The 24,152-nt window shown below is 66.7% G+C and carries 28 protein-coding genes; 14 read left to right on the plus strand and 14 right to left on the minus strand.

Features of this window, described 5'->3' with window-relative positions; genetic code table 11:
* Positions 1-310 precede the first annotated feature (310 nt).
* The 9 genes from NMB43_RS17355 to NMB43_RS17395 all read left to right on the plus strand — a co-directional run bounded on the left by NMB43_RS17355 (position 311) and on the right by NMB43_RS17395 (position 7,950).
* Positions 311-931, plus strand: coding sequence for an ATP-binding protein (locus tag NMB43_RS17355; protein ID WP_494349419.1), 621 nt, complete (start codon positions 311-313; stop codon positions 929-931).
* Positions 932-990: 59 nt separating this feature from the next.
* Positions 991-1,422, plus strand: a complete 432-nt coding sequence (locus tag NMB43_RS17360; RefSeq protein WP_494349420.1) for a DUF8785 domain-containing protein — start codon at positions 991-993, stop codon at positions 1,420-1,422.
* Between the two features lie 185 nt (positions 1,423-1,607).
* Entirely contained in the window at positions 1,608-2,720 is a 1,113-nt protein-coding gene (locus NMB43_RS17365; RefSeq protein WP_494349421.1) for a branched-chain amino acid ABC transporter substrate-binding protein, read from the plus strand.
* A gap of 158 nt (positions 2,721-2,878) precedes the next feature.
* Positions 2,879-3,811, plus strand: a complete 933-nt coding sequence (locus NMB43_RS17370) for a branched-chain amino acid ABC transporter permease (protein WP_494349422.1) — start codon at positions 2,879-2,881, stop codon at positions 3,809-3,811.
* A 13-nt stretch (positions 3,812-3,824) separates the two neighbouring features.
* On the plus strand, positions 3,825-4,925 hold the full coding sequence (locus NMB43_RS17375; RefSeq protein WP_494349423.1) for an ABC transporter permease subunit: 1,101 nt from the start codon (positions 3,825-3,827) through the stop codon (positions 4,923-4,925).
* Positions 4,922-5,695 carry an ABC transporter ATP-binding protein gene (locus NMB43_RS17380; RefSeq protein WP_494349424.1) on the plus strand — a complete coding sequence of 258 codons (774 nt, stop codon included), beginning with the start codon at positions 4,922-4,924 and terminating at the stop codon, positions 5,693-5,695. Before NMB43_RS17375 ends, NMB43_RS17380 begins: the two co-directional genes overlap by 4 nt.
* Positions 5,688-6,404 carry an ABC transporter ATP-binding protein gene (locus tag NMB43_RS17385; protein ID WP_494349425.1) on the plus strand — a complete coding sequence of 239 codons (717 nt, stop codon included), beginning with the start codon at positions 5,688-5,690 and terminating at the stop codon, positions 6,402-6,404. The genes NMB43_RS17380 and NMB43_RS17385 overlap by 8 nt, the downstream gene beginning before the upstream one ends.
* A gap of 133 nt (positions 6,405-6,537) precedes the next feature.
* Positions 6,538-7,434, plus strand: a complete 897-nt coding sequence (locus tag NMB43_RS17390) for a C13 family peptidase (protein WP_494349426.1) — start codon at positions 6,538-6,540, stop codon at positions 7,432-7,434.
* 15 nt (positions 7,435-7,449) lie between these two features.
* On the plus strand, positions 7,450-7,950 hold the full coding sequence (locus NMB43_RS17395) for an acyl-CoA thioesterase (RefSeq protein WP_494352164.1): 501 nt from the start codon (positions 7,450-7,452) through the stop codon (positions 7,948-7,950).
* Here NMB43_RS17395 and NMB43_RS17400 read toward each other — a convergent pair.
* Complete coding sequence (locus tag NMB43_RS17400) at positions 7,928-8,842, minus strand: LysR family transcriptional regulator (RefSeq protein WP_494349427.1); 915 nt, start codon at positions 8,840-8,842, stop codon at positions 7,928-7,930. The two genes, NMB43_RS17395 and NMB43_RS17400, sit on opposite strands and share 23 nt — an antisense overlap.
* A gap of 375 nt (positions 8,843-9,217) precedes the next feature.
* On the opposite strand from NMB43_RS17400, the gene NMB43_RS17405 reads away from it, so the two are divergent.
* Positions 9,218-9,370, plus strand: a complete 153-nt coding sequence (locus NMB43_RS17405; protein ID WP_494349428.1) for a hypothetical protein — start codon at positions 9,218-9,220, stop codon at positions 9,368-9,370.
* Here NMB43_RS17405 and NMB43_RS17410 read toward each other — a convergent pair.
* From NMB43_RS17410 to NMB43_RS17435, 6 genes are all read right to left on the minus strand, one after another.
* Positions 9,346-10,077: a hemerythrin domain-containing protein gene (locus tag NMB43_RS17410; RefSeq protein WP_494349429.1), complete on the minus strand. Its 732-nt coding sequence runs from the start codon at positions 10,075-10,077 to the stop codon at positions 9,346-9,348. The genes NMB43_RS17405 and NMB43_RS17410 overlap by 25 nt on opposite strands.
* A gap of 23 nt (positions 10,078-10,100) precedes the next feature.
* The gene (locus tag NMB43_RS17415; RefSeq protein ID WP_494349430.1) at positions 10,101-10,799 is read right to left on the minus strand and encodes a helix-turn-helix transcriptional regulator; all 699 of its coding nucleotides are present in this window, start codon (positions 10,797-10,799) and stop codon (positions 10,101-10,103) included.
* A gap of 1 nt (position 10,800) precedes the next feature.
* Entirely contained in the window at positions 10,801-11,091 is a 291-nt protein-coding gene (locus NMB43_RS17420; RefSeq protein ID WP_494349431.1) for a helix-hairpin-helix domain-containing protein, read from the minus strand.
* A 65-nt stretch (positions 11,092-11,156) separates the two neighbouring features.
* Positions 11,157-11,528 carry a VOC family protein gene (locus NMB43_RS17425; protein WP_494349432.1) on the minus strand — a complete coding sequence of 124 codons (372 nt, stop codon included), beginning with the start codon at positions 11,526-11,528 and terminating at the stop codon, positions 11,157-11,159.
* A gap of 102 nt (positions 11,529-11,630) precedes the next feature.
* On the minus strand, positions 11,631-11,813 hold the full coding sequence (locus tag NMB43_RS17430; protein WP_494349433.1) for a hypothetical protein: 183 nt from the start codon (positions 11,811-11,813) through the stop codon (positions 11,631-11,633).
* Between the two features lie 152 nt (positions 11,814-11,965).
* Complete coding sequence (locus NMB43_RS17435; RefSeq protein ID WP_494349434.1) at positions 11,966-13,876, minus strand: ATP-binding cassette domain-containing protein; 1,911 nt, start codon at positions 13,874-13,876, stop codon at positions 11,966-11,968.
* Between the two features lie 94 nt (positions 13,877-13,970).
* Between NMB43_RS17435 and NMB43_RS17440 the strand changes: the two genes are divergently transcribed.
* Positions 13,971-14,687 carry a hypothetical protein gene (locus NMB43_RS17440; protein WP_494349435.1) on the plus strand — a complete coding sequence of 239 codons (717 nt, stop codon included), beginning with the start codon at positions 13,971-13,973 and terminating at the stop codon, positions 14,685-14,687.
* 9 nt (positions 14,688-14,696) lie between these two features.
* Here the strand turns inward: NMB43_RS17440 and mutY are convergent, their stop codons facing one another.
* On the minus strand, positions 14,697-15,767 hold the full coding sequence (mutY, locus tag NMB43_RS17445) for an A/G-specific adenine glycosylase (RefSeq protein WP_494349436.1): 1,071 nt from the start codon (positions 15,765-15,767) through the stop codon (positions 14,697-14,699).
* 118 nt (positions 15,768-15,885) lie between these two features.
* On the opposite strand from mutY, the gene NMB43_RS17450 reads away from it, so the two are divergent.
* Positions 15,886-16,380 carry a flavin reductase family protein gene (locus NMB43_RS17450; protein ID WP_494349437.1) on the plus strand — a complete coding sequence of 165 codons (495 nt, stop codon included), beginning with the start codon at positions 15,886-15,888 and terminating at the stop codon, positions 16,378-16,380.
* A gap of 19 nt (positions 16,381-16,399) precedes the next feature.
* Here NMB43_RS17450 and NMB43_RS17455 read toward each other — a convergent pair whose 3' ends face one another.
* Together NMB43_RS17455 and NMB43_RS17460 are read right to left on the minus strand one after the other, a co-directional pair.
* A complete protein-coding gene (locus tag NMB43_RS17455; RefSeq protein ID WP_494349438.1) occupies positions 16,400-17,515 on the minus strand; it encodes a GNAT family N-acetyltransferase in 1,116 nt (371 codons plus the stop codon).
* 48 nt (positions 17,516-17,563) lie between these two features.
* Positions 17,564-18,784, minus strand: coding sequence for a BtaA family protein (locus tag NMB43_RS17460; RefSeq protein ID WP_494349439.1), 1,221 nt, complete (start codon positions 18,782-18,784; stop codon positions 17,564-17,566).
* A gap of 92 nt (positions 18,785-18,876) precedes the next feature.
* On the opposite strand from NMB43_RS17460, the gene NMB43_RS17465 reads away from it, so the two are divergent.
* Together NMB43_RS17465 and NMB43_RS17470 are read left to right on the plus strand one after the other, a co-directional pair.
* Positions 18,877-19,272, plus strand: coding sequence for an RNA-binding S4 domain-containing protein (locus tag NMB43_RS17465; RefSeq protein ID WP_494349440.1), 396 nt, complete (start codon positions 18,877-18,879; stop codon positions 19,270-19,272).
* Positions 19,273-19,379: 107 nt separating this feature from the next.
* A complete protein-coding gene (locus NMB43_RS17470; protein ID WP_494349441.1) occupies positions 19,380-20,696 on the plus strand; it encodes a hemolysin family protein in 1,317 nt (438 codons plus the stop codon).
* Between the two features lie 24 nt (positions 20,697-20,720).
* Here the strand turns inward: NMB43_RS17470 and NMB43_RS17475 are convergent, their stop codons facing one another.
* The 4 genes from NMB43_RS17475 to NMB43_RS17490 all read right to left on the minus strand — a co-directional run bounded on the left by NMB43_RS17475 (position 20,721) and on the right by NMB43_RS17490 (position 24,077).
* Positions 20,721-21,437 (minus strand): trypsin-like peptidase domain-containing protein, encoded by a 717-nt coding sequence (locus NMB43_RS17475; protein WP_494349442.1) that lies wholly within the window; start codon positions 21,435-21,437, stop codon positions 20,721-20,723.
* The gene (locus NMB43_RS17480; RefSeq protein WP_494349443.1) at positions 21,434-21,712 is read right to left on the minus strand and encodes a hypothetical protein; all 279 of its coding nucleotides are present in this window, start codon (positions 21,710-21,712) and stop codon (positions 21,434-21,436) included. The genes NMB43_RS17475 and NMB43_RS17480 overlap by 4 nt, the downstream gene beginning before the upstream one ends.
* A gap of 332 nt (positions 21,713-22,044) precedes the next feature.
* Complete coding sequence (locus NMB43_RS17485) at positions 22,045-22,656, minus strand: class I SAM-dependent methyltransferase (RefSeq protein WP_494349444.1); 612 nt, start codon at positions 22,654-22,656, stop codon at positions 22,045-22,047.
* 26 nt (positions 22,657-22,682) lie between these two features.
* On the minus strand, positions 22,683-24,077 hold the full coding sequence (locus NMB43_RS17490) for an APC family permease (RefSeq protein ID WP_494349445.1): 1,395 nt from the start codon (positions 24,075-24,077) through the stop codon (positions 22,683-22,685).
* Between the last annotated feature and the right edge of the window lie 75 nt (positions 24,078-24,152).

Genomic DNA, 24,152 nt, shown 5'->3' on the forward strand with positions numbered 1-24,152 from the left:
CGTGCTGGCCCGTGATGCTCCGGGTGCTGATGGGGATTGGTCGCACTGACACGGCGGTCACCCGGTCAATAAAATTAAACTTAAATGGTATGCGTTCTAGGCTTCTCCGCCGGAAAAACTGCCCAAACAGATGCGGATGATCAAGGAAATGCGATCGTGCCGACCACTCTACGCCTGTCGCCGAAAGCCTTGTGCCGCAAGGCATTTAAGTTTATTTCTATCGAAAAACCGCCGTCAGTTAAGAATAATTTTATTTCCTACAGGCGGCACCGACCCGCGTCCCGGCGAAATCAGCCTGGCCCACCAGGGCGTGCTGTTTCTCGACGAGTTGCCGGAGTTCGACCGCCGCGTGCTGGAGGCCCTGCGCGAACCGCTGGAAACGGGCGTCATCACCGTCTCTCGCGCGGCGCGGCGGGTCGACTTCCCGGCCCGCTTCCAGCTCGTCGCCGCGATGAACCCCTGCCCCTGCGGCCTGCTGGGCCACCCGACCCGCCCCTGCCGCTGCACGCCGGACCAGGTGGCGCGCTACCGCGCCAAGCTGTCGGGCCCCTTCCTAGACCGCATCGACCTCGCACTGGAGGTCGGCGTGCCCGACCTCGCCAGCTTCGACGACAGCCCGGCGGGCGAGACCAGCGCCCAGGTCCGCCAGCGCGTGATCCGGGCACGCCAGTTGCAGATGGCGCGCCAGGGCATGCCCAATGCACATCTCGATGCCGCCGGCATCGACCGCCATGGGGCATGCGCCGACGCTGCGCGCGCGCTGCTACGCCAGTTCATCGAGCGCCTGGGCCTGTCGGCCCGCGCCTACCACCGCACATTGAAAGTGGCGCGCAGCATCGCCGACCTGGCGGGCAGTGCCGATATCGCCAACGCCCATGTCGCGGAGGCCATCCAGTACCGACGGGGCCTGCCCGACACACAGCGGGCATGAAGCACGGTTAAGCTTGCGCGACCGCCGCACCCGCCCTAGAAAACGAACCGGAGAGAAGCATGCACGCACCAAGCCCGAACGCCGTCGCCCGAATGCGCACCACAATGCAGCGTGGCGCGGCACTGAAGATTGCCCTGATCGGCCTGGCCGTCGTGGCCCTGCTGTTCCTGCTTTATCTATGGCTGATGCTGAGCTGGTCCTACTCCACCGGCGAGCGCGCCGGCTATGTGCAAAAGCTTTCGCACAAGGGCTGGCTGTGCAAGACCTGGGAGGGCGAACTCTCGCTGATCACGCTGCCCGGCCAGCAGGCCGAGAAGTTCCATTTCTCGGTGCGCGACGAGGCCGTGGTGGACAAGATCAATCTGTTGATGGGACAGCGGGTCTCGCTGCAATACGCCCAGCATATGGGCCTGCCCACCGACTGCTTCGGCGAGACGAATTACTTCATTACCGACGTGCGAAAACTGGAGGGTGAGGCGGGAAAACTCTGAGTGATTTTCGCAAGCCGAACATACAGGTTTACGAATACGGAACCGCCGCGGAATTGATGCCGCGCAATCTACTTTCTTCTGTAACATCCGCTTCGCTAGTCAGGTCAATATTCGGCCTGAATTTCGCTTAGCGTGCCCGGCGGGCCGAATCCTTTGGCCCCATCCCATTCATTCGGAGGAAGTTGATGAACAAGTCCGTGATCGCACTCGCTCTTATCGTGGCCGGCATCGGCAGCGTCAGTGCCCAGGAAGTGGTCGTGAAGATCGGTCACGTCGGTCCGCTGACCGGCAACATCGCCCACCTCGGCAAGGACAACGAGAACGGCGCACGCCTGGCCATCGAGGACTACAACGCCAAGGGCGTGACCATCGGCGGCAAGAAGGTGAAGTTCGAACTGGTCGGTGAAGACGACCAGGCCGACCCCAAGACCGGCAACATCGTGGCGCAACGCCTGGTCGACGCCGGCGTCAAGGGCGTGGTGGGTCACCTGAACTCGGGCACCACCATCCCCGCCTCGCGCATCTACAACCAGGCCGGCATCCCGATGATCTCGCCGTCCGCCACCAACCCGACGCTGACCCAGCAAGGCTTCGCCACCGTGTTCCGCACCATGGCGAACGACGTCCAGCAAGGCTCGGTGATCGGCAAGTACGCCGCCACCAAGCTGGGCAAGAAGGTCGCCATCATCGACGACCGCACCGCCTACGGCCAGGGTCTGGCAGATGAGGTCGACAAGGGCGTCAAGGCCAATGGCGGCACCGTGACCTCGCGCGAATTCACCAACAACCAGGCCACCGACTTCAACGCCATCCTCACCAAGATCAAGGCGCAGAAGCCCGACGTGATCGCCTACACCGGCATGGACGCCCAGGGCGGCCCGATGCTCAAGCAGATCAAGCAACTGGGTATCGACGCCAAGTTCGTGACCGGCGACGGCGGCTGCACGCCCGAGCTGATCAAGCTGGCCGGCGACGCCGTCAGCGACAAGGCCTACTGCACCCAAGCCGGCCTGCCGCTGGACCAGATCGCCGACAAGACCTTCGGCGAGCGCTTCAAGAAGCGCTTCGGCGCCGAAGTGCAGATCTATGCGCCGTACGCCTACGATGCCGCCGCCGCCATCATCGAAGCGATGAAGGCTGCTGGCTCGGTGGAGCCGTCCAAGTACCTGCCCGCGCTCAAGAAGGTCAACTTCAAGGGCGTGACTGGCACGGTCGCCTTTGACGACAAGGGCGACACCAAGTTCGGCGCCATCACCATGTACCAGTTCAAGGGCGGCAAGTGGGAAGCCCTCAAGTAATCGCTTGAGAGCACACTCTGGAAATCAGGGCGCAGCAGTACGGGCGCCCTGATTTTTTGCAGATTTATGTAAATCTTGATTTGGCCCAATCCTCACGCTCACAAGGCTAAAGGACAATCGGCCGAACGCTTTTTGATAGCTACCGCGAATCGTCAAATATGGAAACCTTGCTCCAACAGATCGTAAACGGTCTCGTCGTTGGCAGCGTCTATGCCCTTGTCGCCCTGGGCTACACGATGGTCTACGGCATCCTGGGACTGATCAACTTCGCCCACGGCGACGTGCTCATGGTCGGCGCACTGGTTGCGCTGCAGACCATCCTCTTCGTGCAGAAGACCTGGCCTGAACTGGGCCCGCTGCTGACCCTGCTGATCGGCCTCGGCGTCTCCGTGCCGGTGTGTGCCTTGCTCGGCTACACCATCGAGCGCACTGCCTACCGCCGCCTGCGCAATGCGCCACGCCTGGCCCCGCTGATCACCGCGATCGGTGTGTCCTTCCTGCTGCAGACCCTGGCCATGATCATCTGGGGGCGCAATTACCACAGCTACCCGCAACTGATTTCGACCGCGCCGCTGCAACCCATCGAAGGCGTGTTCATCACGCCGGCCCAGGTCATCATCCTGGTCATGTCGGCTCTGCTGATGGTCGGTCTGATCCTGCTGGTCAACAAGACCAAGCTCGGCCGCGCCATGCGCGCCACGGCGGAGAATCACCGCGTGGCTGGCCTGATGGGCGTGGATACCAACAAGATCATTGCGACCACCTTCATCATCGGTTCGGCCCTGGCCGCGATAGCCGGTGTCATGTTCTCGTCCAACTACGGCATCGCGCACTACGCGATGGGCTTCATGCCGGGCCTCAAGGCCTTCACCGCTGCGGTGCTGGGTGGCATCGGCAACCTCGGTGGCGCCATGGTCGGTGGCATCGTGCTGGGCCTGGTGGAATCCATCGGCGCCGGTTACATCGAGGACATCTCCTTTGGCTTCCTCAATTCCAGCTACCAGGACATCTTCGCCTTCATCATCCTCGGCGTCGTGCTGATCTTCCGCCCCACCGGCCTGCTCGGCGAACGCGTGGCGGACCGCGCTTGAGGACATCCGCATCATGAAAGAACTCGCTCAAGCCATTCCCTTCTTCGGCACGCGCAATCCACGTGTCGCGCAATGGATCCTGATCGCCATCATCATCGCCGCGCCCCTGGTGGCCGGCATGTTCGGCCGCTCATGGATCCGCATCCTCGACTTCGCCCTGCTCTACATCATGCTGGCGATCGGCCTCAACCTGGTGGTCGGCTTCGCCGGCCTGCTGGACCTGGGCTACATCGCCTTCTACGCAGTCGGCGCCTACACCTGGGCCTTCCTGGCCAGCCCACACTTCGGCCTGCACCTGCCTTTCTACGTCGTGCTCCCGCTGGGCGCCGCCTTTGCTGCACTGGCGGGCTTGATCCTCGGTGCACCGGTGCTACGGCTGCGGGGCGACTACCTCGCCATCGTGACCCTGGGCTTCGGGGAGATCGTGCGCATCTTCATGAACAACCTGAACCACCCGATCAACATCACGAACGGGCCCCAGGGCATCAACATGCTGGACTCGCTGAGCGTGTTCGGCTGGGACATCTCGCGCAACATCCAGATCACCGAGACGGTGTCGGTGCATAGCCTGGTGCTGTACTACTACATGTTCCTGCTGTTCGTGATCGGCTCGGTGATCCTGGTGCAACGCCTGCAGGTCTCGCGCATCGGCCGTGCCTGGGCCGCCATCCGCGACGACGACCTGGCCGCCAAGGCCATCGGCATCAACCTGCGCAACCTCAAGCTGCTCGCCTTCGCCATGGGCGCCACCTTCGGCGGCGTGGCCGGTGGCCTGTTCGGCGCGTTCCAGGGCTTCGTCTCGCCCGAGTCCTTCTCGCTGATGGAGTCCATCGCCATCCTGACCATGATCGTGTTTGGCGGCATGGGCAACCTGGGTGGCGTGATCGTCGGCGCGCTGGCCCTGTCCTTCCTGCCCGAGGTGCTGCGCGACGTCGCCATCCCGCTGCAGCAAAGCCTCTTCGGCAAGGTGCTGCTGGACCCCGAGGTGCTGCGCATGCTGCTCCTCTCGCTGGCCATGATCCTGATGATGCTGCTGCGTCCCGCCGGCCTGCTGCCGGCCCACTCGCGCTACTCCAGGCCGGAGCTGGTGCTGGGCAAGGAGGGCGCGCAATGAGCATCACCCTTCTCGAAGCCCGCGGCGTCGGCAAGCGCTTCGGCGGCCTGCAGGCGCTCACCGATGTCTCGCTGACCATCCGCAAGGGTGAGATCTACGGCCTGATCGGCCCCAACGGCGCCGGCAAGACCACCTTCTTCAACGTGTTGACGGGTGCCTACATCCCGGAAGACGGCGAGTTCGTCTTCGCCGGCTCGGAACTGCCCAAGGGTGCGCCGCATCTGGTGGTGGAGCGCGGCATCGCGCGCACCTTCCAGAACATCCGCCTGTTCCGCGAGCTGACGGCGCTGGAGAACGTGATGGCCGGCCATCACATCCGCACCCACGCCAACCTGATCGACATCCTGTTCCAGACCAAGCATGCGAAGGAAGAGGAGAAGCTGGTCACCGAGCGCGCCTACGAACTGCTCAAGTACGTCGGCATCGAGCGTTTCGCCAACACCGTGTCGAAGAATCTCTCCTACGGCGACCAACGCCGCCTGGAGATCGCCCGCGCCCTGGCCACCGAGCCGCAACTGCTCGCCCTGGACGAACCGGCGGCAGGCATGAACGCAACCGAGACCGCGCAACTGCGGACCCTCATCGAAACCATCCGGACTGACGGTGTGACCGTGCTGTTGATCGAACACGACGTGAAACTGGTGATGGGTCTGTGCGACCGTGTCGCCGTGCTGGATTTCGGCAAGAAGATCGCCGAGGACGTGCCTGCCGTGGTGCAGAAGAACCAGGCCGTGATCGAAGCCTATCTGGGAGGCGCCCACCATGGCTGATCCCATCCTGCAACTGAAGGGGCTCGAAGTCGCCTACGGCCAGATCAAGGCGGTCAAGGGCATCGACCTGCAGCTCATGCCGGGCGAGCTGGTATGCCTGATCGGTGCCAACGGCGCCGGCAAGACCACCACGCTCAACACCATCGCCGGTTCACTCAAGGTCAGCGGAGGCGACCTCGTCTACAACGGCGAACGCATCAACGACCTGCCCTCCCACCTGCGCCTGCGCAAGGGCTTGGCCCTGGTGCCGGAGGGTCGCGGCATCTTCACCCGTCTGACGGTGGAAGAGAACCTGCACATGGGCGCCTACATCCGTAACGACAAGGCCGAGATCGAGGCCGATCTGGAACGCGTCTACCAGATGCTGCCGCGGGTGAAGGAACGCCTGCACCAGGTGGCCGGCACGCTGTCGGGCGGTGAGCAGCAGATGGTGGCCATCGGCCGCGCACTGCTGTCGCGCCCCAAGCTGCTGCTGCTCGACGAGCCCTCCATGGGTCTCGCCCCGCTGGTGGTGGAGAAGATCTTCGAGGTCGTGAAATCGGTCGCCGCGCAAGGCGTCACCGTGCTACTGGTGGAACAGAACGCCAACCTGGCGCTCGAATTCGCCCAGCGCGGCTACGTCATGGACGGCGGCCGGATCACCCTGACCGGCAGCGGTGAGGAACTGCTGAAGAACCCGGAAGTGCGCGCCGCCTACCTCGGCGAATAAAGACTCCAGCGACGACACCGGCCTCATCTCGCCGGACACGCTTGGCTCGGTCCCTGCGGCCATGTCCGTCACCCTCCGGTGGCGGCATGGCCGCAGGCTTTTACGCACCCGCATCCACCCCTACACTGGCGACATGCGCCCCGCCCGCCCCCTGCTCTCTGCCGTGTTCTCGGCACTGTCGCGCCATGCCGCTCTGCTGGCCTGCGCGCTCGGCCTGCTCGGCAGCCCTGCCGCCATCGCCCAGTCTGCCGTCACGCCCGCCCTGAACGCCCTGAGCGAAAGCCTGCTGCAGGGCGAACTCGCCCGCCTCGTCCCTGCCGCCGACAACCCGCGTCTGTACTTTCTGGGCGTCGCGGCCCATGACGCCTCGCCCGCCTTCATGGGTGACACCGCGCTGGCCGCGCAGCGCCTGCGCGAACTCGTCGCCGCGCCGGTCATCCTGCAACTGGCCAATCCGCCCGCCGACAAGGCGCTGGTCGCCCCGCTCGCCACCAGCGAGAGCGTGCAGCGCGCACTCGCCAGCATCGGTGAGGTGGTCCGCCCCCAAGACCTGGTCGTCGTTCTGATCAGCACACACGGCACCGACCGGCTCCTCGCCGTACAGGCCGAGGGCAAGGAACTGCCTCCCCTCTCCGCCCGCGCCCTGGCCCGCCTGCTGCGACCGCTGCGCGACACGCCGACAGTGCTGATCCTCTCGGCCTGCTATTCAGGCTCCCTGATTCCCGCCCTGCGGGCCGACAAGCGCGTGATCCTGACTGCCGCCGCGGCCGACCGCTCATCGTTCGGCTGCGGCACGGACGACAACAACACCTTCTTCGTCGACGAGTTGTTGCGCTATGGCTTCAACCCCGAGGAGAGCCTGCAGCAGAGCTTTGCACGGGCACGCCGCCAGGTCGCCGAACGCGAGAAGCGCATGGAACTTGCTCCCCCTTCCGAACCTCAGTTCCACGTCGGTCGCGACATGCGCGACTTCGTGGCCCAACCGCTACGCAACTGGTTACCGGCCACGCCGGCACTGCTCAACCGCTAGGACATCCGCATGAACATCGACCTTCCCAGCCACCAGCTCTCCATGACCGTGCTGATGACGCCCGACATGGCCAACTTCTCCGGCAACGTCCACGGCGGCGCCGTGCTCAAGCTGCTAGACCAGGTGGCCTATGCCTGCGCGAGCCGCTACGCCGGCAGCTACGTCGTCACCCTGTCGGTGGACCAGGTCATGTTCCGCCAACCGATCCACGTCGGCGAGCTGGTCACCTTCCTCGCTTCGGTGAACTACACCGGCAACACCTCGATGGAGATCGGCATCAAGGTCGTCACCGAAGACATCCGCAGCAAGATCGTGCGCCACGCCAACAGTTGCTTCTTCACCATGGTGGCGGTGGATGACGCGTTCAAGCCGGTGCAGGTGCCGCCGCTCGCGCCCAGCACGCCGGACGAACAGCGCCGCTGCGCCGCCGCCAAGGTGCGCCGCCAGTTGCGCCAGGAAATGGAACAGCGCCAGAAGGCGATCAACGAGCAGTTCAAGGCGCAGGCCGCGCAGTAAGCGCAGGCTTGAGCACGGCATCGAGAAACTTCAGGAAGGCGCGTAGCGGCGCCGACTGCTGGCGCCCACCGGGATACAGCGCGATCACCATCGGGCCGGGGCGTTTCCAGTCGGGCAGTACGCGGATCAGCTTGCCCTCCTCGATCTGCGGTCGCAGCAGGAAGTCGAAGTCCTCGTAGATGCCCAGCCCGGCCAGCGCGCAGGTCAGCCCGGCACGCGCGTTGTCGACCGCCAGGTCGCCATCGGCCGGCACGGTGATCTGCTCACGCCCCTTGCCCAGCACGTAGTCGATCGGTTTGCCGGCATCCGCATCGAAGAAGTCGATGGTGCGATGGCGACGCAAGTCGTTGGGATGGCGCGGCGTGCCGTTGCGCGCCAGATAGGCCGGGCTGGCCGCCATCACGAAGTTAACCTGGCCGAAACGACGGTAGCGGTAGGCCGAATCCTTATCGCGCGACAGGCGCACGGCCACGTCGATGCCTTCCTCGGCGAGATCCGGGTTGCGCTCCGACATCGACAGGCGCATCGAGAGATCGGGGTAGGCGCGCAGGAATTCCGGCAGGCGCGGCAGCACCAGCGTATTGGCCAGCGACTCCGTCATCTGCACATGCAGATGCCCCGCCACCCGGCCGGCGCGACGGGTGAATTCCTCGCTCAGCTCCTGCAGGCCGCTGACCAGCACCGAGGCGCGCTTGACCAGGCGCTCGCCGTCGGCCGTCAGCGACACGTGACGCGTGGTGCGCGTCAGCAAGGCCACCCCCAGGGCTTTCTCCAAGGCCTGCACCTGGGTCGTGACGGTCGAACGCGCCAGCCCCAGGCGCTTGGCCGCGGCCGCGAAGGAGCCCAGCTCCGCCACCAGCAGAAAGGTTTTCAGCTCGACGAAATGTTCCATCAGCCCCACTCCCTGTGCGCTCAGCGTAGTTTGTTCAATATATCCGAACAATCATTTAGCCGCATCCGAGCAGTGGGCGGACTACACTTCGATTGCCTAAACAGCCACTTACAGGTGACCCCATGTCCAGCCGCACTTTCAGCGGGGCAAACGCAAGGCGCCTGGTTGATTCCACTCTCCTTGCGTTGATGCCCCTGTCGTCCCGCCTCCCGGCCATGCCGGACGGCGACGTGATGCATCCCGAGCCATCGCCCGCTCGCTTCTGACGCACCTCGGCCGCCCCGCTTGCGGGCGGCAGTACGACACCACAGATCAATTGCCCGTCACACGGTCAAAGCAGCTGCTTTGCCTGGTGTCTGGCACAAGGAGAACAGTATGAAAACCGCCCTGCATGCCGGCTTCGCCGACCACAGCACAAGCCTCAAGAACCACCTCGTCGAGACCGCGCTGGCGCTCGCCACCGCACTCGCACCGTACGCCATCGCGGCTCTCGCGATATTCATCTACCACGAACAATTTGGCGTGTAAGACACATTCCTACACCCACCCTGAGAGCCCGGCCCTGCCGGGCTTTCTGCTATCCAGCCCGCGCCAGAGGGAGGCCGGAACACCTGGCGCCCGTCCGGCCCCGCCTCCCGGTCGCCAACCCGGCCCACCGCAAGTCCCTCTTCCAAACCACCTTCGAGCGCTCGCCATTCCCGTGGATTCGCGGCCGGCAGGGCCCAGGCCAACAACTGTGCGCGCACGCTGGGCGGCAGACCGGCCAGGCTTTGCATCTCTCGTCGGAGCCAGCCTTCATGTCCGAGGTGCACACGCAGCAGCGGCGCCAACTCGATGTCCTCGCACAGCATATGTTCGATGTAGTCGGCCAGGAAGACGGCCAGGCGGCGCTGCAGGCGCAGGGCCGACGCTTCGCGCGTCGTCGTCGGTGCGATACGCAGCCTGGCCAGATCACCCGCCAGCATGAGGCAGGCCTCGCGCTGCTGTGCGTGGTCCGCCATCACCGCACGCTGGACGCCATCACCCTCGATGGCGGCATCGTGCAAGACCTGGTCCTCGCAGCACAGATGCGCCTCCAGGTGAGCCAGCAGGATTTCCAGTTCGCCGAGCACGATGCCGGCCTGACTCGCATCAGCCCAGTCGCACCGCCCCGACAGTTCAAGCACCCAGGCCAGGCGGGCACGCAGCCCCTTGCGCAGGACGGCGTGCAGGCCGGCCGGACCGACTTCTCCCATGTCTTTCTCCTCATCGAGACGCGTCAGTCGCGCTCGATCTTGATGTCGTGCTCGCGCTCGACCTGGTCGTAGTAATCGTTGAGACGTCGCCCCGGCTGATCCGGAAAACGCTCTGGCAGCACTTCCAGCTCGCGCACCCGGTCGACGCGGAAGTGGCGGAAGTCATTCCGCAGGCAACACCAGCCGGCCAAGGTCCACACATACCCCCAGAAGAACAACCCCAGCGGCCACAGTTCGCGCTCGGAGGGCGTGCCGTCCTCGCGCGTGTAGGCGATGCGCACGATGTTGCGACGGCGCACTGCATGGCGGAACTCGCCCAGCCAGGCCGGCGCCTCTTCGCGGCGTGGCGGGATGAATAGCCGCGCCAGCTCCGCCTCGCGCTTCAACAGGGTCGGCAGCACGTTGTGGATCTTCGCCATCGCAGCCGTAGCGGCGCGCGCCAGTTCCGGGTCGGCCCAGGCCTTGACCATGCGCGAACCGATCATCAAGGCCTCGATCTCGTTGCTGTCGAACAGCAGCGGCGGCAAGTCCATCTTGTGCCGCAGCCGGTAGCCCACGCCAGCCTCGCCCTCGATCGGCACGCCGGACAGCGTGAGATCGCTGATGTCGCGGTACAGCGTGCGCAACGACACCTGCAACTGCTCCGCCAGCCAGGCACCGGTGGACAGGTGCCGGCTGCGCAGCAACTCGACGAGACGGAACAGCCGGTCGGCACGCCGCATCTCAGCACCCGCCCTGCGCGCGCTTGCGCTCGGCGCTGAACACCCACCAGGGTTGAGCCGGCTCGCCGGCCAGAAAGCGGGTGATCGAGACGAAGGTATCGAGCACGCAGGGATCCTGGCGCTGCCCGGTCAGCCGCTCCAGCCGCTGGAACAGGTCCAGCGGACTGACGCCCGCCAGGTCGGCCGGCCGCTGATAGCCCATCAGGCGCAGATCGGCCGCCATGGCCGGGCCGACGTTGGGCAGGTCAGTCAGCTTGTCGAGACGGCTACGGTCGACCTTGGCAGGATGCATGGCGGCTCTGGGGCTGTAACAAAATGGGGGCGCTGCGACGCGGTTCTGGCTTCTGTTGCCGCGTCTCAGTGCAGGGAGTGGAGGCCGATGATATTGCCATCCAAGTCGCTGAACAGCGCGAAGTAGCCGATGTCCTCGCGGATCAGCGTCTTCGGCACCACCACCTGCCCACCGGCCGCCGGCACGCGCGCCAAGGCCGGAGCCAGGTCGTCGCCCGGATTCAGGTAGATGCGCACACCATCGGCATGCGGCCGGCATTCCGGGTGCTGACACAGGCAGCCGCCGACGCCTTCGCCCTGCGAGTAGGGGAACATGGCCATCGGCATGTCGGGGAAGCTGGTTTCCTGGTGCAGCGCGCAGGCCAGGACCTGCTCGTAGAAGCGCGTGGCGCGGGCCAGGTCGGTGGTGGGAATCTCGAACCAGTTGATCGCATTCATGACTGTCTCCTGCGGGTTGAAGGAGCCGTCACGATACGAGGGGGCTGCTGACAGCGTGGTGTCAGCAGACTTGCCGGCGCGCGCGCCGGCCTGGGCGCAAAATCAGGCGCAGCGCAGCTTGGGATCGACGGTTTCGCGTGCGTCCTGCCCGTGCTTCGTCGGCTGTGGGTGTGCTTCGGAACCAGCAGGCGCCACCCGTTTGGCAGCAGGTGCCGAGGTTGCCGTGAGCAACAGGGCCAGCATCAGGATGCCGGGGGATGCGGTGCGTGCCGCGGAATTTGCCATCTCGCTCTCCAGTGCTTGTCTGCAGGGCCGTCTTGAGGGCGGCCTATGACCATTGTGGTAGAGCGTTTTCGGCTTCGCCAGGCGAATTGCTGCAGCGAAGCCTGCGCAAGATCAAACGCGCAATGCCGGTTTTCCCTGATCGCAGTGCAGCATTAAACCTCGCCGATCTCTTCCAACTCGGCCTGCACGTCCAGCCAGCGCAGCTCGGCCTCCTCGATCCAGCCAGCCAGCTCGGCCTGGCGCTTGAGAAAAGCCTGCAATTGCGCACTGTCGCCACCTTGGTACAAGGCAGGGTCGGCCAGGCGCTGGTCGAGCAGCTTCTTCTCGCCTTGCCAGGCGGCGAGCTTCTTGTCGATCTGCTCGACTTCCTTGAGCAAGGGGCGACGACGCGCCAGCTTGGCCTGCCGCTCGGCCGCCGCATCAGCACGCGCCTGGATGCGTGCCGCCTTGTCCTGCCCGGCATCGGTGCTGGCCGCCTGCGCCGCCGCCTGGGCGCGCCGGCCGTCCAGCCATACGAGGTAATCGTCCAGGTCACCATCGAAGGGCTGGGCCTGTCCATCCGCCACCAGCAGGAAGTCGTCGCACACGGTGCGCAGCAAGGCGCGGTCGTGGCTCACCAGCACCATGCTGCCCTCGAACTCGGCCAGCGCCTTGGTCAGCGCCTGGCGCATATCCAGGTCGAGGTGGTTGGTCGGCTCGTCGAGCAGCAGCAGGTTGGGCCGGCGGCGGATCAGCAGGGCCAGCGCGAGGCGCGACTTCTCGCCACCGGAGAAAGGGCCGATGGCGGCATCCGCCATGGCACCGCGGAAGTCGAAGCCGCCCAGGTAGTCGCGCAGGTCCTGCTCGCGCGTCTGCGGTTCCTGGCGCACCAGATGCTGCAAGGGCGACTCATCCGGCCGCAGTTGTTCCAGTTGGTGCTGCGCGAAGTAACCGATGGCCAGCCCCTTGCCGGTCAGGAAAGTGCCCGCCTGCGGCGTCAGCTCACCAGCCAGCAGCTTGATGAGCGTGGACTTGCCGGCGCCGTTGGGGCCCAGCAGCCCCAGGCGCGCACCGGGGCGCAGCTCCAGCTTCACGCCGGACAGGATGTTGCGCTCGCCATAGCCCAGGGCCAGCTCGCGGATCGTCACCATCGGGTCGGAGGCGCGCTCGGGGTCGAGGAAGGCGAAGTCGAAAGGGGTGTCGACGTGCGCCGCCGCGATGCGCTCCATGCGCGCCAGCGCCTTGATCCGGCTCTGTGCCTGGCGCGCCTTGGTGGCCTGGGCGCGGAAGCGGTCGATGTATTTCTGCAGGTGCGCCGCCTCGCGCTGCTGCTTCTCGAACATGGCCTGTTGCTGCGCCAGTTGCGCCGCATGCTGGTCTTCGAAGCCGGAGTAGTTGCCGGTGTAGAACGTGAGCTTCTGGCGGTCGATGTGCGCGATGTGGGTGACGCAGGCATCGAGGAAGTCGCGGTCGTGCGAGATCAGCAACAGCGTGCCGCGATAGCCGGTGAGCCACTTCTCCAGCCACACGACCGCATCGAGATCCAGGTGGTTGGTCGGTTCATCAAGCAACAGCAGGTCGGAGCGGCACATCAGCGCCTGCGCGAGGTTCAGGCGCATGCGCCAGCCGCCCGAGAAATCCGACACCGGCCGCGTGAAGTCGGCGTCGCCGAAGCCCAGACCGTGCAGCAAGGTGGCAGCGCGCGCATTGGCCGCATAGCCGTCGATCTCCTGCAGGCGCGCATGCAGCTCACCGACGCGGTGGCCATCGTGCGCCGTCTCGGCCGCCGCCAGCTCGTCCTGCACGCGGCGCAGTTCGGCATCGCCGTCGAGCACGTAATCCAGCGCGGAACGGGCCAACGCTGGCGTCTCCTGCGCCACATGGGCGATCACCCAGGCCGGGGGAATCTCCAGGTCGCCCTGGTCCTGGTGCAGCTCGCCGCGCAGCAAGGCGAACAGACTGGACTTGCCACTGCCGTTGGCACCGACCACGCCGACGCGCCAGCCGGGATGCAGTTGCAGGGAGAGGCCATCAATGAGGACGCGGGCACCGCGCGAGAGGGAAAGCGAACGGAACTGGATCACGGGGGTCGGAAGCTGGGAGAATACGGGTCCGATACAAACGCTCGGGGCAGGCGCGCCATTCTAGCCGCCCCGGACCAGCCCGCACCCTTCTGCCATGCGTCTTCTCCTGCTGTCGCTGCTCCTGCCCGCTCTTGCCTGCGCTCAAACCCGCTCGGTGGCCGACCAGTTGCGCGCGCCCTGGGAGGCGCAGCAACGCCAGGCGGCCACGCTGCGCGAGGAGGCCTCGCGCATTCGCGACGCCGCCGGCCTGCGCCGCGAGCATGAGGAATACGCCTGCAACGGACGCATCCTTTACTACCGCTGCATGGACGGCGCGCGCGACAACTACTTGGAGCAGGTGAGCCGCGCCCGCACGATGGAGGCCGATGCACATCGCCTCGACAGCGAGGCCAAGCGCCAGTTGCTGGTGATCCGCAATGCCGAGCTGAGCGGCACGCCGGTCCCGCCAGCCAGTGGCAGCGGGCCGGCGGCCACGCCAGAGCTGCGCCAGCCGCGCCCCACGGCCGAGCCCCTGGCGCCGCCGCTCCCCGTGGTGCAACCCAAGCCCACCGGCAGCCCGGCGACCGAACGCGCCGCCGAGGAGGCGGCACGCCAGGCACGCCAGCAGGAACGCGAGCGCGAGGCGGCCGAGCGCGCCGCCAAGGCGCGCGAGGATGCCGCCCGCTACGACGCGCGGATGCGCGAGGTCGAGCAGAAGAAGGCGCAGCGCGCCAGCGAACCGAACGCACAACCGGCCGCGAGCGACACGGCGCTGCCGCCCCCGCCCGCCCCCAGCGACGCACTACCCCCGCCCCCGCCACCTGCGCCCTGAGGCGCGGGCTCAGTCGAGCGAGGCCAGCAAGCGCTTGATCGGCGCCGGTAGGCCAAGACCCGCGCGCTCGGCGGCATCCGCCCAGCGCCAGCCCGTCTCCTGCGCCAAGGTGGGTAGGCCTGGCAGCTCGCACCGCAGCGGCTCGATATCCAGCGTGAAATGGGTAAACACGTGGCGCAAGGCCGGCAGGGCCGTCGTCGCCGTCGCCGGGTCGAAGCCCAGGCGCGCCAAGCCTTGCGCGACCGACTCGGTCTCGTCCAGCTCCGGCAGGCTGAAGAGCCCGCCCCAAATCCCGCTGGCCGGGCGCTGCTGCAGCAGGATCGCGCCGCCATGGCGCAGCACCAGCACCCGCACGCGGCGTAGTGGTGCCGCCTTGCGCGGGCGCGGCGTGGGCAGTTCCGCTGTGCGGCCCTCCTGCCGCGCCACGCAGTCCGCCGCCACCGGGCAGTCGCCACAGCGCGGCTTGCTGCGCGTACAGACCATGGCGCCCAAGTCCATCATGCCCTGGGTGTAGACATCAATGCCGAGGTCCGGCAGCAGGCTCTCCGCCACCTCCCACAAGCAATTCTCCACCTTCTTCTCGCTGGGATGGCCCTCGATGCCGCGATGGCGCGCCAGCACGCGCTTGACGTTTCCATCCAGGATCGCGCCACGCTCGCCGAAGCAGAAGGCCGCAATGCTGGCCGCCGAAGAGCGCCCGATGCCGGGCAGCGTGACCAGCCCCGCCGCGCTGCGTGGAAAGGCGCCGCCATGTTGCGCCATCACCGTCTGCGCCGCGCGGTGCAGGTTGCGCGCCCGGGCGTAGTAGCCCAGCCCGGCCCACAGGGCCAGCACTTCGTCCAGCGGCGCCTCGGCCAAAGCACGTACATCCGGAAAGCGTTCGAGGAAGCGCCGGTAGTACGGGATCACCGTGTCCACCTGCGTCTGCTGCAGCATGATCTCGGCCAGCCAGGCGCGATAAGGCTCGCGCGAAGCCTGCCAGGGCAGCGTATGGCGGCCGTGCTGGCGTTGCCAGGCAATCAGGCGATGGGCAAAGCTGTCTTGGCCGCTGCGGGCCGGCTCGGGGGGGCGTGTCGTCATGGCGCGCAGTGTACCGAAGCCACCCCGCCGCACGGCGGGCCGATCAAGTCTCGCCAGGCACCTGCCGCAAAAGGGATAATGCGCAACCGCGCGCCTTTATGGCGCTGAAAGCCCCCGAATGAAAAAAAACGATCAACTCATCGACCCTGCCGCCCTGCGCCGCGCGCTGGGCATGTTCGCCACCGGTATCGCGGTGGTCACGACCGTCGGCCCCGAGGGCAAGCCAGTGGGCCTGACCGTCAATTCCTTCAACTCGGTCTCGCTGGAGCCGCCCCTGGTACTGTGGAGCCTGGCCCGCAGCAACTCGGCCTTCGCCATCTTCGAGAGCTGCAGCCATTACGCGGTCAACATCCTGGCCGACGATCAGCAGGCGCTGTCCAACCATTTCGCCAGCAAGGTGCATGACCGTTTCAAGGACCTGGACTGGCACGAGGGCCTGGGCGGCGCTCCCTTGCTGGAAGGCTGCTGCGCCCACTTCGAGGTACGCAACACCACCCGCGTGCCGGGCGGCGACCACCTGGTCTTCATCGGCGAAGTCGAGCGCTTCGGCTGGCACAAGCGCGAGCCACTGATCTACTTCGGCGGACATTACCGCCAGCTTGCCGGGGCCTGACCCGCCGGTTTCAGTGAACTCAGCCCGCGCGCAGCAAGGCAGGCGGCGCAAAGCGATTCAACAGCGCGGCAAGAGCCGCCAGGGCGGCACGGCGCACATCCGGCAGGTGGCGTGCGTACACCGCGCAGTACTCCAGATGCGGCTCGCCGCCGCGCACCCGCTTGAAGCTGCCGGCGCCGGAGCTGTAATGCAAGCGGCATTTCTTCTCACGCGCCTCGTGCAAGAGCAAGGCCATGAGACGGCGATACAGCCCCAGCTCCGCCGGCAGCGTGGTGTCGTAGCCGATCAGCGGCGTGGTGAGCCAGCCCTGACGCGCGTACACGCCCAGCACGCCAGCGATGCGCCCGGCGTGGCGCAGGGCGAACAGGTTGAGGAAGCGCGCCTCGTGGCACAAGGCAAAGAACGCCGGCGTGAAGTCCGGATTCAGCACCGAGTGCTTGTCGATGAACAGGCTGCGGAAGCAGCGGCGCAGGTCGTCGAGATCCTGCGTGCTCACCTGGCCGGGATTCAGCAGTTCCACGCCGGCGCTGGCCAGCAGGCGCTGATCTTTCTTGACGTGGTTGTGGCGCCACAGCGCCGGCTGCGAGGGGTCGGCGAGATACACCAGGCGGGCAGGCAGGAGCAGGTAGCCAAGGTCCTGCAGGGTCGCGGGGAGACCCGGATTCACTGCCTCGCACACATTGCGCAGCATCAGCGGCCGCGCCGGATGCGCCAGCACCAGGTTCTCCGTCAGGCTGCGCCAGGCCGGCGCGTCCTGCTGCGGGTGGAGGTTGGTCGAGATCAGCCAGTTATTGACAATGGCCGCGCGGTCCAGGCCGGCCACCGCGATCAGCGCCGCCAGCGGCGACGCTGCAAACCCCAGGCCGAGCCCGCCCAGGCCCTGCCAGCGCGGCGGCAGGCGCCGCCTCGCCTCACCCACCGCATAGCGGTGCCAGGCCGAGCGCGGGCTGGCGACATAGCTCTCGTCGCCCGCACTGCCCTCCAGCAGGCTGACCGGCAACGCGGCACCACCCAGCTCCACCACCTCGATGCGACAGCGCGCATTGCCCACCCAGTGCGCGCCCCCCAGGCGCAGCGCGTCATTGAGCCATACGCCGTCGGCGATGCGGGCATCAGGATGGGTGGGGGCGTTCATGGCGCCAGCCTGTCCTCCAGCACGCGGCCGCGGGGTATCCCCGGCCGCTCACACCTTGGTATAGCAGTGCATGCCGCCGTAGATCGCCGAGCGATCCAAGGCGTACAGCTCGGCGTTGCGCGCCGGATCGGTGCGCCACTGGCCCAGGATGTCCTGCGGCAGCAGCAGTTCCAGCGGCGAGGCGCTGCCGCCGCTGCGGAACACCACGCGGGCGCCATGCGCGGCGGTGCGCGTAACCTCGCGCCACAGCTCGGTGATCTGCTGCGCGTCCATCCAGTCCTGTGCGTCGAGGAACAGGTAGGCGTCGAGCGATTCGCGCGGCTGGTCGCGCAGGAACTCGGTCAGCGTCATGTGATGCGCATGCAGTTGATCCAGCCCGCTGCGGATGGCCTCGTAGTGCTGCGCCTGCAGGTACATCGGCAGCGCCTCCTGGCGCGAGGTGTCATAGCGCCGCGCGAAGGCCTGGCCGGCGAAACAGTTGTCGCGGATCGGGTAGTCACAGGCGAGGCGCCGCATGCGCTCGACCAGCAGCGCATGCATGCCGTCTGCCGCATCGCGCTTGAGCGCCTCGAACTGGGCCGGCGGAATGCCCAGGCTGTACAGCGCCATCGGCCGGTTCGCCAGCCAGCGCAGGAAAGCATTGTTGAGCGCAGGCGCGACGTGGCGCTCGTACAGCGCGCGCTGCTCCTCCAGCGTCTGCGCCTCGGCCATGCGAGCGAGATTGCCGCCGAACAGGCGTACCAGCACATGGCCCATGGCGATGAAGTCGCCCAACAGACCATGGCGGTAGAAATGACGCGCGAAGTAATGATGACGCGGGCGTCCGTTGAGCGCCCGTCCGTCCCAGTAGGCACGCGTCTCCACGTCGAGATGCGGCGCGAGATGGCGCTGGTAGCGCAGTGGGTTGTCGGCCTGCGCCGCATCGCCCAGGAAGGCCAGCACCTCCTCGTAGGACGGCAGGTGGCGCAGGGCCGCAGCCTTGAGCTTGAGGGTGGCCAGGTGCGCCGCGTTGAGGTCCACCGCATGCACCGCGCCAGGCTGTGCGGCGAGGTAGGCCAGCGCATTGCAGCCACCGGACGAGATGGTCAGAATGTGCGCACCCGGCTTGAGCTGCAGCGCAGCGAGATCGGCCACCGGGTCTTCCCAGATCTGGGCATAGACCAGGCGGTTGAACCAGTGCGCGAACAAGCGGTCGGCCAGGCCTTTGCGCCCGGTGGTGGTGGAATTGATGACTGCGTTGTCGATCAGCGCCTTGGTGTTCATTGCCATGCAAACCGGGGTCGGACAGGAAGCGCGATATTCGGTCGCCCGCAGGTCAGCGCCATGACGAATCCATTTCAGCTACGTGACACTCTGAACACATGAAGCAGGACAACTCACTCAGTGCAGTACGCATCGACAAGTGGCTGTGGGCCGCGCGTTTCTTCAAGACGCGCACCCTGGCCTCCGACGCGGTGGACGGCGGCAAGGTGCAGATCAATGGCTTGCGCGCAAAGCCGGCCAAGGAGGTGAAGCCTGGCGACGAGGTCGTGCTGTCACACCACGATGGCGAATGGGTGCTCAGGGTGACCGGCCTGGCCGACAAACGCGGCCCGGCCAGCGTGGCACGCACGCTCTACGAGGAAACCCCGGAGAGCCAGGCGAAGCGGCAGGCCCAGGCTGACCTGCGCCGTTTCGCCCGCGAACCCAGCGACGACATCCACGGCCGCCCGACCAAGCGCGACCGTCGCGTCATCGACCGCTGGCGGCAGGGCTGAAGGCCGCAGGGCCTCGCCGTCTCGCATTTGGGCCAAATACACCCCTCGGGTAGAATGGATGCCCCGCAACTCTGCGCCGCCCGCGACAAACGGCCCGGCGCAACACCATGGAAATAGCTTTACTGCTGGCGCTGATCCTCCTCAATGGCCTGTTCGCGATGTCGGAGATCGCGCTGGTCACCGCGCGCAAGGCGCGGCTACAGAAGTTCATCGATGATGGAGACAGCGCCGCCGCCGCCGCCGTGAAGCTGGGCGAGGACCCGACGCGCTTCATGTCGACCATCCAGATCGGCATCACCTCGATCAGCATCCTCAACGGTATCGTCGGCGAGGCCGCGCTGGCCGAACCGCTGGCCCAGCACCTGATCCACCTGGGCCTAATCGACCCCTATGCGTCCTACAGCGCCACCGCCCTGGTGGTCTTACTGGTCACCTATTTCTCCATCGTACTGGGCGAACTGGTACCCAAGCGCCTGGGCCAGAGCCAACCCGAGCTGGTGGCGCGCATCGTGGCGCGGCCGATCACCCTGCTGGCCTCGGCCACCCGTCCCTTTGTGCGTCTGCTGTCCGGCTCCACCAACGCGCTGCTGCGCCTGATGGGGGTCAAGGAGCACAGCGCCTTCAACGTCACCGAAGAAGAAATCCATGCGGTGCTGGCCGAAGGCACCAGCGCGGGCGTGATCGAATCGCACGAGCATGCGATGGTGCGCAACGTGTTCCGTCTCGATGACCGCCAGATCGGCTCGCTGATGGTGCCGCGCAGCGACGTGGTGTACCTCGACCTGAACCAGAGCTTCGAGGAGAACCTGCAGCGCATCGAATCCTCCGACTTCCCGCGCTTCCCGGTCGCCCGCGGCAGCCTGGACCAGATCGAGGGGGTGTTGATGGTGCGCAAGCTGCTGGCGCGCATGGCACGTGGCGGCGAACCAGACCTCACGCTCGATCTGCAGGCGCCGCTGTTCGTGCCGGAGACGCTGACCGGCATGGAACTGCTCGACAGCTTCCGTTCCTCGGACGTGCACATGGCCTTCGTGATCGACGAATACGGCGAGGTGCTGGGCATCGTGACCCTGCAGGACCTGATTGAAGCGATCACCGGCGAGTTCAAGCCGCGCGACCCAGAGTCTTCATGGGCGGTGCAGCGCGCCGACGGCAGTTGGCTGCTCGACGGCCACATTCCGGTGCCCGAGCTGAAGGACCACCTGGGCCTGGACAGCGTGCCGGAGGAAGAGCGCGGCCGCTACCACACCCTCAGCGGCATGCTGATGCTGCTGACCGGACGCCTGCCGCGCACCGCCGATACGGTGGAGTGGGAGGATTGGCGCTTCGAGATCGTCGACATGGACGGCAAGACCATCGACAAGGTGCTGGCCTCGCGCCTGCCCGAGAACGACGATGTCGAGGGTCGCGTCAGCGCGGCCTGAGCCGGGTCGGCGCCGCGGCCGCGGTCACGCGGCCGTCAGCGTCAGCAGGATGTCGGCATACCAGGCGCAGTTGAGCCCCAGGGCCTCGTCCAGCACATGGTCACGCGCCACGTCCAGGCGTGCCGAGTGGATGCCCAGCAGGGTCCACGGCAAGGCGTCACCTCCGGGCCGCCGCATCACCACGGCGGCACCACTGGTGCCACGGTGCGTACGCGCATCGGTCAGGAAATAGCCCTGCCCCTCGAAACGCAGGCCGAAGGACGAGGCCAGCACGGCCTGTCGCACCACCGGCATATGGTGCAGCGAATCATGGAAGCCCAGCGGGAAGCCCACCACCAGTAGCGAACTGCCGACTTCCACCTGGCTGGCCGCCGCGGGCAGGTCGTCTGGCCCAAAGGCATACAGCACGGCCGTGCGCGGCAGTGCTGCGCGTTCGATCTCCAGCACCGCGACGTCAATATCACCGGCCCGATCCTGGCCCTGTCGCCACAACGCGCGCCCCTGCCGATAGAGCGGAATGGAGAAGCCGGTGGAACGCGCCATGTTGGCCGCGTCATTGTGCAGTTCGATCTCGATACGGTCGGGGAAGTGGCGACTCGGCTCGTCGAAGAGCACGTGCCGGCTGGTGACGAGGAACAGGCGCTCGCCACGCGCGAAGAAGAATCCACTGGCATTCGTCAGGGCACGCGACTGGGCAAAGCTGCAGACGCGCGCCGCGGTCAGCAGCAGGGTTTCGATCATTTAGCGGCGAGGCCATCCATGATCGGCTCTGGCGCATCGATAAGCTCGCGGCCATAGTTCTCGGCAGCCCGGCGCGCATCGCCGACGCTATCGAAGTTGTTCCAACTGGGCAGGGCGACGACGCGCTTTTGCTGGCTGTCGACATGGGTGAGCTGGACCGAGGCCTGGTAGCGCTTGTCCAGGGGCGCCTGGCGGGCGCGCCCCTCGGCGGGACGCACGAGGTAGACGAGCGCTTCAATGGAAAACCCTTTGTAGGGGTAACGTGCTGCTTGCATGGTGGATCCCTTGGGGCCCGCGTGGAACACGGGCCAAGAAGGCGTGGAATGGAGTGGCTTGGCGGGGCGCGGAGGCACCCGGCGGGGGCGACGGCGGACACGCTACTGCGCGTCGGAAGAATGACGCGGCAGGCCGGTGAGTATGTGTGGCCAGTCGACAAGCGTCGACGGGAACCCTGGCATGGTGAGCCCATGACGCAGGCTTGGCAAGCACGATTCCCGCTGCGGCGGACGCGCAGCCGGGCGCGTCGCCTGAATACCCCATGCCGCACCGTTGTCGACGAGTGCGGAAGCGCCGCATCGGGAACGATGCGCGGAAACGTACCGCCCGCTCAGGCCAGCGCGCCGCGCTTGTTGGCCTCGGTAATCGTCCACAGATGGACGGTGGCGTTGCCGATGCGTTCGCTGCGCTGCGGCGGCCAGTCGCCCATGGCAAAAGAGTGCGACACGACGCGTGCGCCGACGCGCAACTGGCTCCACAACTGCGGCCGCAAGCGCAGGTTCACCTCGTCGAGCAGGTATAGCGTCACCGCATCGGCATCGCGGAAGTTGGCCTTGAAGATGTCGCCCTGGATGAACTTCACACGCTCGCTGACCCCGGCCTCCTTGGCGTTCTGGTTGGCCTCGCGGATGCGCTCCGGATCGAGGTCGATCCCCACGCCGCGCGCGCCGCGCTCGGCCGCCGCAGCGATCACGATGCGCCCGTCGCCACAGCCCAGGTCATAGAGCATCTCACCCTTGCTCACCGCCACCATGTCCAGCATGGCACCCACCACCTCGCGAGGGGTCGGCACGTAGGGCACGTCCAGGTTGTTATTGGGCCCGAACTGGGCCAGGGCAGGCCCACAGCCCAGCGCCAGCAAGGAGGCGCCGGTCGCCTCCAGAAAATGACGTCGGCCGGGCTGCGGTGCAAGCGCTGGCAGGTGCTTCGTCGGTTCACGCATGGTGCTCTCCTTGTCGTCGGGTGGGCTCAGGGGACGGCCCGCGCGGGAGCGGGTCGCATGAAGAACAGCAAAATGCAGCCGATGGCCAGCACGCCGACGCCGATCCAGGCCGCATTGAATCCACCCAGGCGCTGGCTGTAGACGAAGGACAGGCTGGACCACAGCATGTAAGCGCACACCGCGCAGAATGCCGCCGGCATCACGGGATAGAGCGGCACGCGGAAGGGGCGCGGCGTCTCCGGCTCACGCCGCCGCAACACGAACAGCGACAGACCGCTGAGCAGGAAGAACAGCCAGAACACCGGCGAGGTGAACTCGACCATGGCGCGGAAGCCGCTACCGCTGGCCGCACCGACGAGGATCAGCGCGAGCGCCGCCAGACATTGCACGCGCAGCGCATTGGCCGGCGCCCCGCGTACCTCGTCCCACTTGCCCAGGCCCCCCAGTTGCGGCCAGTCCAGCCCCGCCGCGTAGCCGGTACGGGCGCCCACGATCATGGTGGCGTTGATCGAGGTCAGCGCGGCCAGCGCCACCAGCAGGGCGATCAGGGTCGCGCCGGTTTCGCCAAAAGCCGCCCCCAGCAGGTCGGCCGCGATGGCCTGACTGGCCGCCATGCCGGCCAGCCCTAGACCGTGCCAGTAGGCCCAGTTCACCAGTAGATAGAGCGCGGTGATGAGGAGAATGGAGCACACCAGCGCACGCAGCATGTTGTGGCGTGGCGGCTTGATCTCGGCGCTGATGTAGGCGGCCTCGTTCCAGCCGCCATAAGTCAGCAGCACGAACACCATGGCCAGCCCGAAGGCCGATGCGTCCGGCGCGCCAGTGGCCGCCGCCGGCGCGCTGGCTGGGCCCGGCAGGTAGACGGCGGCCAGCACGATCAGCAGAAGTCCGCCGATCTCCAGCAGCGTGAGCAGCAACTGGGCACGCCCACTGCTGCGGATGCCGCGCAGATTGGCCCAGTTCAGCAGCAGCACGGCCAGGGCGGCATAGACGGCGGAGGACCAGGCGCCCGGCAGGGGGAGCGGCAGCACGGCGGCCAGGTAGTCACCACACACAAAAGCCAGCAGCGCGATGGAGCCGGTGGTGATGACGGAGAAGCGGGCCCAGGCAAACACCAGGGCCAAGGGACGGCCGAAGGCCCGCCCCAGGAAGTGATAGTCGCCACCGGCGTGGGGGTAGGCGGTGGCCAGTTCAGCGTAGCACAAGGCCCCCACCAGCGAGATCGCACCGCCCAGCAGCCAGGCCGCAAACATCCAGCCAGGGCTGCCACTCATGCCGGCAACCAGGGCTGGCGCCTTGAAGATGCCGGCGCCGATGACGATGCCGACGATGATGGCGATGGCGACCGGCAGTTCCAGCACGGCGCGCGGACCCGACGCGATGCGCGGCTCGGAGGATGCGGGCAAGGGGGCGGATGGCATGAGTCACTCTCCACGGTGGGCACGCGAAGGGAACTGCACGGATCGCAAACAGACCTGCCGGGCCGTCGCCAAGTT

It is taken from the genome of Uliginosibacterium sangjuense (genome assembly GCF_059132465.1).

Coding starts and splice junctions, on each gene's coding strand:
- NMB43_RS17360 (WP_494349420.1), top strand. CDS start 991: ATGCACGCACCAAGCCCGAACGCCGTCGCCCGAATGCGCACCACAATG.
- NMB43_RS17365 (WP_494349421.1), top strand. CDS start 1,608: ATGAACAAGTCCGTGATCGCACTCGCTCTTATCGTGGCCGGCATCGGC.
- NMB43_RS17370 (WP_494349422.1), top strand. CDS start 2,879: ATGGAAACCTTGCTCCAACAGATCGTAAACGGTCTCGTCGTTGGCAGC.
- NMB43_RS17375 (WP_494349423.1), top strand. CDS start 3,825: ATGAAAGAACTCGCTCAAGCCATTCCCTTCTTCGGCACGCGCAATCCA.
- NMB43_RS17380 (WP_494349424.1), top strand. CDS start 4,922: ATGAGCATCACCCTTCTCGAAGCCCGCGGCGTCGGCAAGCGCTTCGGC.
- NMB43_RS17385 (WP_494349425.1), top strand. CDS start 5,688: ATGGCTGATCCCATCCTGCAACTGAAGGGGCTCGAAGTCGCCTACGGC.
- NMB43_RS17390 (WP_494349426.1), top strand. CDS start 6,538: ATGCGCCCCGCCCGCCCCCTGCTCTCTGCCGTGTTCTCGGCACTGTCG.
- NMB43_RS17400 (WP_494349427.1), bottom strand. CDS start 8,842: ATGGAACATTTCGTCGAGCTGAAAACCTTTCTGCTGGTGGCGGAGCTG.
- NMB43_RS17405 (WP_494349428.1), top strand. CDS start 9,218: ATGAAAACCGCCCTGCATGCCGGCTTCGCCGACCACAGCACAAGCCTC.
- NMB43_RS17410 (WP_494349429.1), bottom strand. CDS start 10,077: ATGGGAGAAGTCGGTCCGGCCGGCCTGCACGCCGTCCTGCGCAAGGGG.
- NMB43_RS17415 (WP_494349430.1), bottom strand. CDS start 10,799: ATGCGGCGTGCCGACCGGCTGTTCCGTCTCGTCGAGTTGCTGCGCAGC.
- NMB43_RS17420 (WP_494349431.1), bottom strand. CDS start 11,091: ATGCATCCTGCCAAGGTCGACCGTAGCCGTCTCGACAAGCTGACTGAC.
- NMB43_RS17425 (WP_494349432.1), bottom strand. CDS start 11,528: ATGAATGCGATCAACTGGTTCGAGATTCCCACCACCGACCTGGCCCGC.
- NMB43_RS17430 (WP_494349433.1), bottom strand. CDS start 11,813: ATGGCAAATTCCGCGGCACGCACCGCATCCCCCGGCATCCTGATGCTG.
- NMB43_RS17440 (WP_494349435.1), top strand. CDS start 13,971: ATGCGTCTTCTCCTGCTGTCGCTGCTCCTGCCCGCTCTTGCCTGCGCT.
- mutY (WP_494349436.1), bottom strand. CDS start 15,767: ATGACGACACGCCCCCCCGAGCCGGCCCGCAGCGGCCAAGACAGCTTT.
- NMB43_RS17450 (WP_494349437.1), top strand. CDS start 15,886: ATGAAAAAAAACGATCAACTCATCGACCCTGCCGCCCTGCGCCGCGCG.
- NMB43_RS17455 (WP_494349438.1), bottom strand. CDS start 17,515: ATGAACGCCCCCACCCATCCTGATGCCCGCATCGCCGACGGCGTATGG.
- NMB43_RS17460 (WP_494349439.1), bottom strand. CDS start 18,784: ATGGCAATGAACACCAAGGCGCTGATCGACAACGCAGTCATCAATTCC.
- NMB43_RS17465 (WP_494349440.1), top strand. CDS start 18,877: ATGAAGCAGGACAACTCACTCAGTGCAGTACGCATCGACAAGTGGCTG.
- NMB43_RS17470 (WP_494349441.1), top strand. CDS start 19,380: ATGGAAATAGCTTTACTGCTGGCGCTGATCCTCCTCAATGGCCTGTTC.
- NMB43_RS17475 (WP_494349442.1), bottom strand. CDS start 21,437: ATGATCGAAACCCTGCTGCTGACCGCGGCGCGCGTCTGCAGCTTTGCC.
- NMB43_RS17480 (WP_494349443.1), bottom strand. CDS start 21,712: ATGCAAGCAGCACGTTACCCCTACAAAGGGTTTTCCATTGAAGCGCTC.
- NMB43_RS17485 (WP_494349444.1), bottom strand. CDS start 22,656: ATGCGTGAACCGACGAAGCACCTGCCAGCGCTTGCACCGCAGCCCGGC.
- NMB43_RS17490 (WP_494349445.1), bottom strand. CDS start 24,077: ATGCCATCCGCCCCCTTGCCCGCATCCTCCGAGCCGCGCATCGCGTCG.